This is a genomic window from Oceanobacillus caeni (assembly GCF_019037185.1).
GTDB lineage: Bacteria > Bacillota > Bacilli > Bacillales > Amphibacillaceae > Oceanobacillus > Oceanobacillus caeni.
This window is the reverse complement of record NZ_JAHHXM010000003.1, coordinates 1-13547: the sequence shown is the minus strand read 5'-3', so window position 1 is coordinate 13547 and position 13547 is coordinate 1. Positions and strand designations below refer to the sequence as shown.

General features: G+C 35.8%; 12 protein-coding genes. 2 read left to right on the top strand and 10 right to left on the bottom strand.

From position 1 onward, the window contains the following. Positions 1–60: 60 nt before the first annotated feature. Positions 61–1338, bottom strand: coding sequence for an MFS transporter (locus KM885_RS02550; RefSeq protein ID WP_216883489.1), 1278 nt, complete (start codon positions 1336–1338; stop codon positions 61–63). Positions 1339–1891: 553 nt separating this feature from the next. Further along, complete coding sequence (locus KM885_RS02545) at positions 1892–2461, bottom strand: DUF4256 domain-containing protein (protein WP_047185073.1); 570 nt, start codon at positions 2459–2461, stop codon at positions 1892–1894. Positions 2462–2770: 309 nt separating this feature from the next. Between KM885_RS02545 and KM885_RS02540 the strand changes: the two genes are divergently transcribed. Next, entirely contained in the window at positions 2771–3415 is a 645-nt protein-coding gene (locus KM885_RS02540; protein ID WP_047185074.1) for an FMN-dependent NADH-azoreductase, read from the top strand. A 497-nt stretch (positions 3416–3912) separates the two neighbouring features. Here the strand turns inward: KM885_RS02540 and KM885_RS02535 are convergent, their stop codons facing one another. The 4 genes from KM885_RS02535 to KM885_RS02520 form a co-directional block, all read right to left on the bottom strand. After that, positions 3913–4866, bottom strand: a complete 954-nt coding sequence (locus KM885_RS02535) for a glycine betaine ABC transporter substrate-binding protein (protein ID WP_204798770.1) — start codon at positions 4864–4866, stop codon at positions 3913–3915. Between the two features lie 531 nt (positions 4867–5397). Further along, positions 5398–6069, bottom strand: a complete 672-nt coding sequence (locus KM885_RS02530; protein ID WP_047185078.1) for an LrgB family protein — start codon at positions 6067–6069, stop codon at positions 5398–5400. Continuing rightward, positions 6069–6440, bottom strand: a complete 372-nt coding sequence (locus KM885_RS02525) for a CidA/LrgA family protein (protein ID WP_052771702.1) — start codon at positions 6438–6440, stop codon at positions 6069–6071. Before KM885_RS02525 ends, KM885_RS02530 begins: the two co-directional genes overlap by 1 nt. Before the next feature lie 104 nt (positions 6441–6544). Next, complete coding sequence (locus KM885_RS02520) at positions 6545–7426, bottom strand: LysR family transcriptional regulator (protein WP_216883488.1); 882 nt, start codon at positions 7424–7426, stop codon at positions 6545–6547. A 339-nt stretch (positions 7427–7765) separates the two neighbouring features. Here KM885_RS02520 and KM885_RS02515 point away from each other — a divergent pair, with 339 nt between their 5' ends. After that, a complete protein-coding gene (locus KM885_RS02515) occupies positions 7766–8719 on the top strand; it encodes an NADP-dependent oxidoreductase (RefSeq protein WP_216883487.1) in 954 nt (317 codons plus the stop codon). A 71-nt stretch (positions 8720–8790) separates the two neighbouring features. On the opposite strand, the gene KM885_RS02510 is transcribed toward KM885_RS02515, so the two are convergent. The 4 genes from KM885_RS02510 to KM885_RS02495 all read right to left on the bottom strand — a co-directional run bounded on the left by KM885_RS02510 (position 8791) and on the right by KM885_RS02495 (position 13212). Further along, complete coding sequence (locus KM885_RS02510) at positions 8791–10686, bottom strand: ABC transporter permease (protein WP_047185081.1); 1896 nt, start codon at positions 10684–10686, stop codon at positions 8791–8793. Beyond that, on the bottom strand, positions 10661–11425 hold the full coding sequence (locus KM885_RS02505) for an ABC transporter ATP-binding protein (protein WP_047185082.1): 765 nt from the start codon (positions 11423–11425) through the stop codon (positions 10661–10663). Before KM885_RS02505 ends, KM885_RS02510 begins: the two co-directional genes overlap by 26 nt. Before the next feature lie 90 nt (positions 11426–11515). Then, a complete protein-coding gene (locus tag KM885_RS02500) occupies positions 11516–12511 on the bottom strand; it encodes a sensor histidine kinase (protein WP_216883486.1) in 996 nt (331 codons plus the stop codon). Further along, positions 12508–13212, bottom strand: coding sequence for a response regulator transcription factor (locus tag KM885_RS02495; RefSeq protein ID WP_204798775.1), 705 nt, complete (start codon positions 13210–13212; stop codon positions 12508–12510). Before KM885_RS02495 ends, KM885_RS02500 begins: the two co-directional genes overlap by 4 nt. Positions 13213–13547 lie beyond the last annotated feature (335 nt).

Below are 13547 nucleotides of genomic sequence, written 5' to 3'. Positions count from 1 at the left end.
GTTCAAATAACGATTCAATACTGATATGCTAATTAGTGTAATTTTACAGTTATATCTCTGTTAATGCGAATGTCTAGAACGCGTAGGAAAGGACTGTTCTTGTTCGGCCAAGTATTCGAATTTATACCATGTAACAAGCATGAGCACTCCGCTTACAATAAGAAGTAAACTCGTTACAACAAATACTGTAGAGAACCCATTGATTGCAGCCAAAAATCCACCAAGTGCAGGTCCAATGATATTCCCTAAAAATCGTAAACTAGTATTGTATCCTATTACTTCTCCTTGCATGGAAAGTGGTGCTGCAGTTCGTATGTAAGCCATTCGAACTGGAACAATACCACCTATGGATACACCTAATAAGAATCGTAAAATGACAAGTTGCCATATATTCGTTACAAATGCACCTGGTAAGTAAACCATTCCTGCAACAAAAAGTAAAATGATTAGAATCTTAGTATGTCCATGCTTATCTCCATATTTCCCCCAACGTCTTGACATTAGTAAATTTCCCAGGCCCGCGGCTGAAAAGGCTAAGCCTGCAAAGAATGCCAAACTTTCAGGGCCATGAATTTCGGCAACAAATAAGGAAAGAATGGGCTGAATACTAAAGTGTGCGATTTGAACAAGTGTAGATAAGAGCAAAACAACGAGTAGTACAGGACTACGTAATATATATAGGATTACTTCTTTACTAGAGTAAGATTTATAATCTTTTGCATCATTTGAGAGTTTAACGTTGATTTCTTTTATTCCAAAAGCTACGAGAATGGCTGAAGTAAAGATTGTTAATGAAATCCACTTAAATGTCCCAGCAAAACCAAACGTATCAGCAAGTATTCCCCCTAGCATTGGTCCCATTAATGAGCCCGTAATATTTCCAGTTTGCAATGTTCCAAGTACTTTACCAGCGACTTCTTTAGGTGTTTGTGTTGAAATGAAAGCTTGAGACATTGGGATAAAGCCGGTTACAATTCCCATAAAAAGCCGTAATAAAAAAAGTTGCCAAACCGTTGTAGCAAACCCCATTAGAAAAACAGAAACGCCAATTCCTATAGCAGATATAATGAGAATCGGTTTTCTTCCGTGTTTATCACCAAATCTTCCCCAAATCGGTGAAAAAATAAATGCTGTGACAAAGGTAACCGCGAAAGTTAATCCTGACCATGTTTGAACATATGAATCAGAGAAGTTTCCCATTGATTCAATGTATAAGGAAAGGAATGGAATAACCATTGTCATACTTCCGGCAATAAAAAAATTAGCAAACCACATGATTGCTAAGTTACGCTTGACCGTTAATTCTGAATCAACGATTGTATTACCTTCCTTCAACATATAATTATATTGGTACTTTAAGCATACCCTATTAAAGAAAAAATTTAAAGAATACAGCTCTAACTGTATAATTTGTACAATATCGTAAAGGTCCATAATGCCTTTACTACATTATCTATACTCACCGACTGTCAGTGAAACTCCTTCAATGAATAATTACTTTCATTCCGGTAAATGTAATAATGGTTGTATTCGGTTAAATATTAATGTGTTTGAAGAAATATGCAGTATCTAACCCAACTTTCCATGCATATTTCATGAACCGAAAAACCGTACCATATCATATATTGGAGGAATGAACATGGTTAAAGACGGAAAAACAGATAAGGTGAAAACAAATAAAGCCAAGCTACCAGATGAGCAACGACGAGCAAAAGGCAGATCGAATGCAAGGAATACTCGTAGCTAATTCTCACCTAGTGTGAAGCACCCAATAAAGCAAATAGGCCAGATTCAAACTCTGGCCTATTTTGTATATAAATTAGTCGATTTATTACATCACTATTGGATTTCATTTATTAAGTGCCTGATAGCGGAAAAATGGATTCAAAATTTAGACCCTTAAAGATCCACGGAACCCTCTAGCACCATAGTAAGATTCCGCACCGTTATGATACACGAAGACATGGCCATAGCGATAATCACAAAAAAGAGCACCACCTCGTTCTCTGATATCGGACGGTGTTTGTATCCAACTCGATGTTTTCATATCGAAATTATCAAGCCGTTGCAACGCTCGATATTGTTCTTCCGTTAGAAGTTCAATGCCCATAGCAGTTGCCATATCCATAGCGTTGTTTTCCGGTTTATGTTTTTTCCTTGATTCCAGCGCTTCCCGGTCATAACAAACACTTCTACGACCTTTAGGACTTTCTTTTGAACAATCATAAAAAATGTATTCGCCTCTTGCTTCATCGTAACCAACAACGTCCGGTTCACCGCCAGTCCTTTCCATTTCATGGAGTGACCACAGTTTCTCCGTATTTGCATCTAGCTTTGCTTGGATATCAGACCATTCAAGGCCTTCATGGCGGTTCATATTTTTCTCAAAACGAGCTTTCAACACTTGGAGTAATTCTTCACGTTGTTCTAGTGACAACTCTTTTTTATTTTCCTTTGTCATATAAGTTTCTCCCTTACTTTTATTAATTGTAATGATTTAAGTATATATAATTTTTGGATTGAAACAAATTTAAACTAGTTGAAAAACGCCCACCTATCTTCTTTGTTTTCCCCAGAAGCTTGAGATAAGAGTATTACTTCTCGATTAGGTGGGATAAATATTACAAAATATTAAAAACTTATTGAGTAAATCAGTTGTACTAATAACTTTTCTTTGTTATTATAACCCTTTAGTTCATATAACGACGGATAAATAACTATTAGATACACTGTCGTATAATTATATTTTTTAACAAAGGAGAGGCTCTTAATGAACGTATTAGTTATAAAAGCAAATAATCGCCCAGCTTCACAGGGAATTTCTAGTAAAATGTACGAAACTTTCTTAGCTGAATTGGAAGGTAAAGACGTAAACGTAACCATTTACGATGTTTTTGAAGAAGATATGCCTTATTTCGGCCAAGAATTATTCGATGCTTTCGGTAAAGTACAAAACAATAAGGAATTAACAGATTATGAATCACGTCTTTTGGCGGCTAAACAAAAAGCAATGGATGTTCTATCCGCTGCAGACGTTGTAGTATTTGCATTCCCGTTATGGAATTTAACAATCCCTGCTAAGTTACACACTTTCATAGATTATGTTTATTCTTCAGGATTTGCATTTAAATATGATGCGGAAGGTAATATGATTCAACTTATGACAGATAAAAAGGCAATCTTCCTAAACGCCCGTGGAGGTGTTTATTCAACACCAGAAACTGCTACAATGGACATGTCTGTTAACTATATGCGTAATGTATTCAGCGGTATTTTTGGTATGGATATCATCGATGAAGTAATTATTGAAGGCCATAATGCGATGCCGGATAAAGCGCAAGAAATCATTACTACAGGTATGGAAGAAGTAAAAGCTTGCGCACAGCGTTTAGTAGGGTTAACTCAGAAAGTGTAAATAAAATATAAATTTCCTCTGAAAGTTTATATGGAATGATATATTAACGTGCTATAGGTGAATCGCCTGTAGCCTTTTTTATTTTCTTCATTTTTGTGGTTAAAATGTATTAACTCTCGAATAATCTACAGAATGTCATGGTGGCTATTCTGCTGTCATTTACTCAAAAAAATAACCACCCAATGAGCCTGACGAGCATGTTAGGGTAGTTATTTCTCTAATTATCGTGAGTCGCCCCCCTTGAAGGGCTTTTACACTATTTAGACTGGATGGTGTTACAGCACCATTCAGTCTTTATTATTTTATTACTTTGTACTTAAAGCATACCTTATTTTACTGATTAGTTAAACAATAAGTATTATATTGCTTTGCTCTTTTTTAAATCCTTATGTGTTTTGTTTTCCTTTTCGATTAATTCCAGTTTCACTGCACCTTTGTACCCTATAAACTTACTCCTAATGCTTAAAAACCGCATCTTGGATTGGTATAATCGTATATTATTCATTTGGCTGAAGGTCTTCAATGGAATTAATATCCATATAGGCTGGAACAACAAGCCCAATCTTTGCACCGTTTAAATTTTCACCTAAGTCATCGATTTCATCCTTATATTTTTCGTAAAAATCATTATGTGTTAATGGTAACCAGGCTGCAAGTGTTGCATCACCATCTCCATTGGCAATCGATTCGAACATGATAGCAACATCAACTGGTGTTACGGTTACATCATAGCCAAGTTGCTCCAATACAGCTTTTACCACTCCGGATGATGCGCGTTCGGAATCCCACGGTGTTGATATCAATTCGATTGATTTACCGTCTACTTCTTTTACACCTTCTTTCCACTTATCCACTTTGTCTTGGTTTTCTTTCACCCATTTTTCGGCAATCGTTTCTATTTCTTCTCCGCTTTCTTGTGCTTCATTCATAATGCTTTCCATATCTTCTACTTCCCAATGAAATTGATCCAGTAGTTTGTAGGCATTCGGCATATCATCTTTAAGACCCTTTCTTGCAAGCGTCTTAATCTTTTCTGTTTCACCATATACACCTTTAGGATCTTCTAAATATTTCAAATCTGGATATTTCGCAAACATCCAATGCGGATTCCACCCGGTAATGATAATTGGTTCTTCATTTTCTATTGCTGTGTCCAGTTCTGAAATTAATCCCGCTGTCGATGAAAACATCACATTCCAGCCTTTTAATGAATCATATTCTTCTAACGCCTTTTCCGTTGATACACTAATTCCAGCACCTGGTTCAATACCTGTGATGGTGTAATCAACTGCTTCACTATAATTCATATCTTCCGTTGCATTTGATTCATTCTTGCTAGTATCTGATCCATCATCACTACTTGTTTCATTTTCTGAACCGCAACCTGCAACTATTAGTAGTGTTAATAATCCGAAAACTAAAAATATCATTTTTCCTTTTATTTTATTCATTTTTTCTCTCCCTTTTGTTTTTTCTTAACTTATATTGATTAGCAAACCTTTTTGCTACGTAATTATAATAAACCTTTAACAAAGACAAACCAAACCGTATAATTACTTAATTCCGTTTAAATTAAGTATACAGTTTATACTGTATAGGGAATGCGCTCTTATACATAGAATTCCTTAAGATTATTTAAAATTACTTCATTTCCTTCCTTTTTCGAAAACAAAAAACGGGAGAGCTTCTCCTCGCTATCCCGCTGTGATTATATTTCCTTTATTTTTTCATTCATTAATCTAGAAAAGTCCAACAGCAATTTATTATACGATTTTGTAATCTTTTCATATATTAATCTTGCTTCTTCTTCATCATAAATATGTGCGGTGACATTTATAGAAAAAGGATCAGCCCCCGCCATGCTAAGATTTTAGTATGGTAGGAAACTGATCCCAAGTATAATTAGTTGCTTATTTATTTTGTTTACTTAATCGGCGTTAGCAATTATTCTAAAAATCATTGATCGAGTCATATCTAACTTCTTAGATAAAGAGAATAAACAATGTCCCCCAGCCTAGGGTAATAAACGCTGCAAAAATCATTGCAATGGAAGAAAATACCTCTTCCTGTTTCCCGTATTCCATTGCTTTATTGGTACCGACACCATGTGCTCCCATTCCTAATGCTAACCCCTTCGCAATCGGTGTTTTGATGGAAAGCCATTTAAGAACAGCTGGACCTACAACTCCACCCATAACACCTGTTATAATAACAAAAACCGTCGTTAACGTCGGTAAGCCACCAATTTCCTTTGATACTTCTATAGCTATAGGAGTGGTAATTGATCTTGGAAGAATCGAAATAAGAAAATCAGAATTCAAATGAATTAATTTTGATAATAAATAAGTTGAAAAAATTGCTACAAGCGTTCCAGTCGTAATGCTAATTAGGATGGTAACCATATATTTTTTTATAGTCGAGAAATGTTTATATATAGGCACAGCAAAAGCAATGGTAGCCGGACCAAGCATATGCGATAACCATTTCGCATCCTCTAAATACTGATTAGCAGATACATGCATGATGGTAATCAACATGATTAATAATATTGGAGCTAGTAATAATGGCTGAAAAATAGGAAATGGTATTTTGCCATAAACCTTTTTAGAAAATAAATAAAGAAAATACGTTAAAATAGTAAATACAATCATCATCAATGCCGTTCACTTCGTTTCCTTGCTAAAATTCTTTCTGCTGTTATGGCAGTCATCCCCATAACAATCATTGTACTAATGGCAATTAAGACGACAATTTCTAAACCTTGTATACTTATAATTTGTTCATAATTGACAATTCCTACTGCAGAAGGGATAAAGAATAGTAACAACTCCGCCATTAGCCACTTGGCACCTTGTTCCACCCACTCTAGTTTAATCACCTTACAGTAGAGAGCTAGAAACAATAAGAACAATCCGAACATAGAAGCAGGGATTGGCAGAGGAAGAATATGTTTCAGTGCCATTCCTAAAAAAAGAAAAACATGTAAAAAACACACTTGTAAAATAATGACTCCTATTTTCAACATGAATGACAGCCTTTCTTTATAAATTCATATTAACTAAGAATCATATTACTCCGATATGTCCCATTTGTGAAATACATATCCAGAATACCTTTCATAACTTTTAGTTATAATGGTTCCTTCAAAATAAAATCAATAAACGCTCTTCCAGCATTGGAAATATAGCGACCTTTCTTCGTAATAACAGCTAATCTCCACATAATAGTTGGTCTAAGACTTATGATTTCAATATCCTTGGCATATAGGCGGTTACAGATCGACTGTGGCAAAATAGTCACCCCTAGATTCGCCTCAACCATCTCAGACATTAAATCCCACTGCGTACTTTTAAAGAGAATTTTAGGTTCATAACCTGCCATTATTAAAAAGTGATTGCGAATAATTTCGTTTAAGGCAAATTCCTCATGATAAAAAATAAATTCTTCATTTCTTAAATCTCTTATATGTACTTCTTCTTTTAATGCAAGCGGATGATCCTTATGGACGACTAGCTTCATTTCCTCTTTCACTATTGGGTAAACATGGAACGCTTGTTCATCTAAGGGCTGTACCGCTACTCCAAGCTCTATTTCCCCTTCTTCAACACTTTTAACTACTCTAGCACCGCCATATTCGGTAATATCTAATTTGATATTAGGATAAGTATGGTGAAATTTGGCCAGCACCTTTGGAAAAAATAAACTTCCGATAAAAGGGGGAAGTCCAATGTTAATCTGTCCTATAGAAAGATTTGTCAAATCACTTATCGACTGGTACATTTCGTCCAATACACTTGTCATTTTCACAGCATATTTTAATAAAACTTCACCAGCATCCGTTAATTCAATGGCTTTATTCGTACGGATAATTAACGGTGTACCTAGCTCATCTTCTAAAGCAATGATAGACTTGCTTAAAGCTGGCTGAGAAATATGCATTTCCTCCGAAGCTTTCGTTATATTCTTATGTTTGGCCACCTCTATGAAATAAACTAATTGCCTTAATTCCAAAATAAATACCTCCCAAAATATTAATACATAGCCACCACACTAACCATGACAGGATTTAGATGGCTTATCATAAGTCTATTTTACAACAAATGATGGTGCCCCTCTATAAATGCTACGAATCCATATGTTGATCAAGAGAGAAAAAGTCTTAGTCAATCCTCCGCTACACTAACACTTTAACACCGTGGGAAACTGACCTTTTTCATAGTGGAAACACTTAGTGCAAAATAAAAGCAATTAAGCAATTAGCATACTATAATAGTATATAGGAAATAATAACTTTCTATTAGAAATTAAAACTGAGTAGAAGTATGTTCAGTGAAATAAAGGGTGATAAACGTGAAAGCAATTGTTATTGACCAGTATGGTGGGAAAGAACAATTAAAGGAAAGAGAAATAGAAAAGCCACAACCTGGAGATAATCAGGTTGTTGTTAAATTACATGCTACATCGATTAATCCAATCGACTGGAAACTTCGAGAAGGGTATTTAAAATCTAGTCTTCCTTTTGACTTTCCCATTATCTTAGGTTGGGATGCCGCAGGAGTGGTAGATGAAGTAGGGAAAAATATTACGGAATTCAAAATAGGTGATAGAGTATTTGCTCGACCTGAAACAACAAATAGAGGAACCTATGCTGAATACACCGTTGTCGATTCACATCTGCTTGCTAGGATTCCCGATAATGTAAGTTTTGAAGAAGCAGCCTGCGTACCACTTGCAGGATTAACTGCATGGCAATGTTTATTCGACTTTGGTCAAGTAAAAAGTGGAGATAAAGTGCTTATTCATGCTGGTGCGGGCGGTGTAGGTTCATTTGCTATTCAATTTGCCAAAAATGTTGGTGCCTATGTTGTGACAACAGCAGGTACATATAATGTTGAATTTTTAAAATCCCTTGGTGCCGATGAAGTAATTGATTACAAAAAAGAAGATTTTGAAACGGTCTTAAGGGACTTTGATTTTGTTCTAGATTCCCTTGGCGGAGAGAATCAAGTGAAAAGTTTTACCGTCCTAAAAAATGGTGGAAAGTTAGCATCTATTGTTTCCGAACCTAGTAAAGAAAAGGCTAATCAGAAAAACATTAAATCTGGTCTAGTTTGGCTCAATCCAAATGGTAAACAATTAGCAGAGATTGCTGAACTTTTAGAGAAAGGCAAAGTAAAAGTTATCATAGGACACCAGTTTCCTTTTTCTGCTAAGGGCATAACGGAAGCACATGTTCTAAGTGAAACTCATCATGCTAAAGGAAAAATTGTTATTCAAATTGAAAATGGAGAAAAAGATAGTTAAATTAAAAGCACCTACAAACATTGTTATATCCATGTTTGCAGGTGCTTTTTAAGTTTCTAAAACTCGCTTTATTAGTAGATCGCCTTATTCACTTGTTTTACATAGAAAAATCGTACAATGAAGAAATAAATAATTTGAATAAAGGCAAAACCTCCCAATACGATCGATGCTTCTATCGTTAAATTGTAGTTAAATAAATGAGATAGAGCCGTAAGTGCAACAGCACCGTGAACTAAAGCAACAACAATTGGCGAGAAAAACAACAGGGCAATTTGTCGGTTCACTACTTTCTTCAACTCAGACTGTGTCAAACCAATTTTGGCAATAGAACGGAACTTGCGCTTTTCTTCATCTAAATCGGTAAATAATCGGAAATAAAGAAAGCTTCCTGCAGAGACGAAGAACACAATACCAATAAACAAACCAATGAATAATATCGGTCCATACGCTTTATTAATTTGAAAAAGCGTATAATCAACGGAAAATGCTTTATGCGTCACTTGTTCATCTAGCTTTTTGCCTGCTTCAATTAATTGATCTGTATTCATATCTTTCGTTTTCCATACAACACTCAAATTAGTGTTTACTGGTGAACCAAGCTGCTCGTAGACTTTATCATTTACAACATAGTACCCATTTAGTTCCGAAAACACTTCAGATTCTACGACGGTGCGTGGTTGGATTTCTTTTCCGTTATTTAATTTGATGTTAGACTTCATCAACGCTTCACTTGCTTTAGGACCTTCAGTTAGTAGTGCATCACTCTGTTCCACTACAATTGCTTCCTTCTCGTTTGGATGAAGCTTTTTATCCCCGATTAATGTGGCAAAACGATTATAATCAGAGGCTCTCGCAATTAACACTCCATTATCTCGTACTGACAAGTCAAAATAGCTCAATTCTACCTGTTCCATCTTCGCATCAATATTTTCTTCTTTTAGGATAGCATTGACTGTACGAATGTCGCTTTCGATAACATCCTTGCTATCATCCTCCCATGGTGAATACGTAATGTCATACGGATTGACGTCTTTTATTCCTTTTGTAAGGTAGGATTGAAATCCATATAATGTGCCAATTGCACTAAAAGCAACCGTTGATATAATGGCTACCATGAAAAACGTTCTTGCGTTATCTTTCATTCGAAAAGATAAATCCGAGAATAGTAGCATATTTGTTTTCCGCCAAAAGAAAGTTTTATTATGTTTCAATCGACGCATGATATACACACTCAATTGAGTAAATAACAGATATGTTCCAAGTGTAACAACGACAATAACAGGTACCATTGCAAAAACTACTGAAACACCTTTAACCATGAGTGCAGTGGCATAACCAGCTAAAAGTAGTAATGCTGCGAAAATGGATAGGAAAATAGAAGCTTTCGGTTCTCTTTTCGGCTGTTTATCCCCTTTAATTAGATCGATAAGTTTATTCGTACGAAGAATAAACGAAACAAAGAGCGATATACAGAAGAATAGAAAAATAAAGCTAATAAACGTCACAACCATGGCAAGTGCAGGAAAATAAAAATCAAGTGACTCATTGATGATTAATACATTTTCCGCAATTAATAGAATAGCCTTTGCAAATATTAAACCCAATAGGATTCCGCCGATAGTGGCCATTAATCCAATTAAGATATTTTCTAGAAATACCATGAGACGAATTTGCTTATCAGAAGCCCCAAGCATCATTAATAAGCCAAATTCTTTCTTTCTTGATTGCAAGAAAGAACTCATCGAATATAAAACAAAAAAGAAGGAAAATACATAGATAATTCCACCAGCAACAGCCATACCGAATAAAGCATTGTGATTGATGGAACCACTTGAAAACGCCGGGTGGAATGCAAAAATGGCAAATGTGAAAAATACCATCACCGTAAACATGCTACTAAGAAAGTAAGCAATGTACAATCGTTTGTTTCGTAGTACGTTATTAAACGCGAACTGACGAAAAGTCATTGCCATCGCCTCCCATCAACGAGAGCATGTCGATTATCTTTTGGAAGAATGCCTGTCTACTCTCTCCTTGATGAATTTCGGAATGGAGCTTACCATCACGAATAAAAATAACGCGGTCGGAATAACTTGCCGCTTGTGGGTCATGTGTTACCATTAATAAGCTCGTTTTTTCCTTTTTATTGATGGATACAAGCATCTTCATGACATCCTTCGACGCTTTCGAATCTAAGTTACCGGTTGGCTCATCGGCTAACAGTAACCTAGGTTCATGAATCATCGCCCTCGCAACTGCTACCCGTTGTGCTTGACCTCCGGATATTTCGTATGTGCGTTTGTTCATAATGGATGCAATCCCAAGGTATTCAGCAATTTTATGTGCTTTTTCCTTCATTTCCTTCACACGGGTTCCCTCTAATGTAAGGGGTAAAACAATATTTTCTTCGACAGTCAATGTATGGAGTAAATTAAAATCCTGAAAGACAAATCCTAGTTCATTTCTACGGAATTTGGCTAAATCATTTTTCTTTAGCTTATGTGGATTAGTTCCTTCGATTTTAACTTCCCCCGTTGATGGTGCATCGTTTGTGGAAATAATATTTAGTAATGTCGTTTTCCCACTACCGGACGGACCCATAATGGCGACAAATTCACCTTTTTCAATTTCTAAATTGATATCTGTAAGGGCACGATAAGCTACCTTGCCTTCATAAACCTTACTTACATTTGTTAGTTCAAGCATAATCATTCTCCTCTTCTGAAAGCTTCTATATGAAGTATAGCCTAGAAGGTTCACGATAAACTATCGATTATGCTTTCATGAATCTTACATCTATGTAAGGTTTTGTGTATTCGAAAAAACAATCCGAACAGTCGTTCCTTCACCAACTTTGGATTCCAATTCAATAGCGTGCTCTAACCTCCTTGCAACTTCCTTTACCAAATAAAGCCCCATCCCTGTTGATTCCCGATTTTTTCTACCATTTTCCCCAGTATAAAATTTATGGAACACACGCTTCTGATCCACAACCGGGATACCTATGCCAAAATCTTTTACTTCCAGTACTGCTTCCCCCGAACGTTCATAAAGAGATAGGACGATTCGATTTGTTTTTCCAGTAGAATATTTAACAGCATTATGTACTAGTTGCGTCAATAGAAAGAAAAGCCACTTCTCATCAGTTGCCACTGTTATTCCAAGCTTATCTTCCTTCAATTGTGGGTACACTTCATTACGAATGTAAAAGCGTTTGTTTTCTTGATTCACTTCATGTATTAATTTGGATAGGAGGACTGGCTTAATATGAAAGTCTTCCGCAATCGTACGAAGTCTTGCCATATAAAGCACAGTATTCAATCCATTTCGCATTCGCTCCGTTTCCTCCCGAATGCTAGACGATTCTGGCTCATCTAGTGTTTGTGCGGTTAGTTCAATCACAGAAAGGGGTGTCTTCATTTGATGTACCCAACGATCCATAAATAACAAATGCTCATCCTGTCTGTCTTCTGCTTTTTGAAGTGCTTCTTGATATAAACGATACTGAGCGCGAAGTAACTGATCAAGCGCTTCTGATATTGGGGCTTGTTCGGTGGTCTCGAGAGATTCATCCAGTGAATCTATTGAATTCTGTAACCTTTGATAGAATTTTTTTCTACTAATGTATCGATAGATAAAAACTGCTGTTAAGAATACAAAGGATAAAAAAACAGCATAAATACTTACACTTAGCCCTCTGTAACCATCTAACCAAAATAGTATAGGTATTATGAAAACTTGGATAACCAGTATCACAATGAGTAAAAAATGCTCACGAAGAAATAATCTCATGCCTTCTCCTCTTCCCATGTAATACGTAGACGGTATCCTGCTCCTCTAACGGTTTCTACAGCATCGTTCATTCCTAATTCTTGAAACTTTTTCCGAACTCGGGCAATATTAACATTCAGCGTATTTTCATCGACATATGTTTGATCATCCCAAAGTTTCGCCAATAAATCTTGACGACCAGCAACTCGGGGATATCGTTCCAACAGACTTTCAATAATATCGGTTTCGTTCTTTGTTAATGTTGTGACTTCATTTTTAAATTGTAGTTTAAGTCGTTCAGGATATAAGGTTAAGTCTCCTTGAATAAGTACTCTCTCTTTATAGTTTGCCGCATATTCTCCATATGCACGTCGCATTTGACTTCGTATTTTTGCCATGACAATATCAGGATGAAAAGGCTTCGTAATAAAATCGTCCCCACCATTTTCTATTGCCATTACTTGGTCCATCTCCCCTGTACGTGCGGAAATGAAAATTACGGGGCAAATAGACTCTTTACGAATTTGCCTGCACCAATAATATCCGTCAAAACTAGGTAAATTAATATCTAGTAAAAGAAGATTAGGCTGAGCATCACGGAAAGTAGCCATTATATTTTCAAAATCTTTAGCGATGATCACTTCATATCCGTACTTTTCTATGTGCTTGCAAAGGTATTCTGCAATTTTTAAATCATCTTCAACAATCATGATTTTTTCCATGTTTGAATTTCTCCTAGTTCCATTAAATAAGTTAAGTTTAATTTAACATAACCGTTTCACCTAATGCCATTTTTTATTGCAGGGAACCAAGCAACTTTTGATAGCAGGCAGTTGATCTCCCGCCTACCTTTTTTGTTTCCTCAAAAGTTTGGAGTGGGAGTCTTACTGCCGTTTAGGTGGGATAAAATAGTCCACACCTATAATAGATGTGGACTAAAATGTATGTGTATTTGTAACAAGTGATTTTTTATTATGAATCACTAGTGTTGCATAAAGTTTTCAGGAAAAAGTCAAGCGAAACCTTTTGTGTCAATATTATTAATAATAGGAATTTT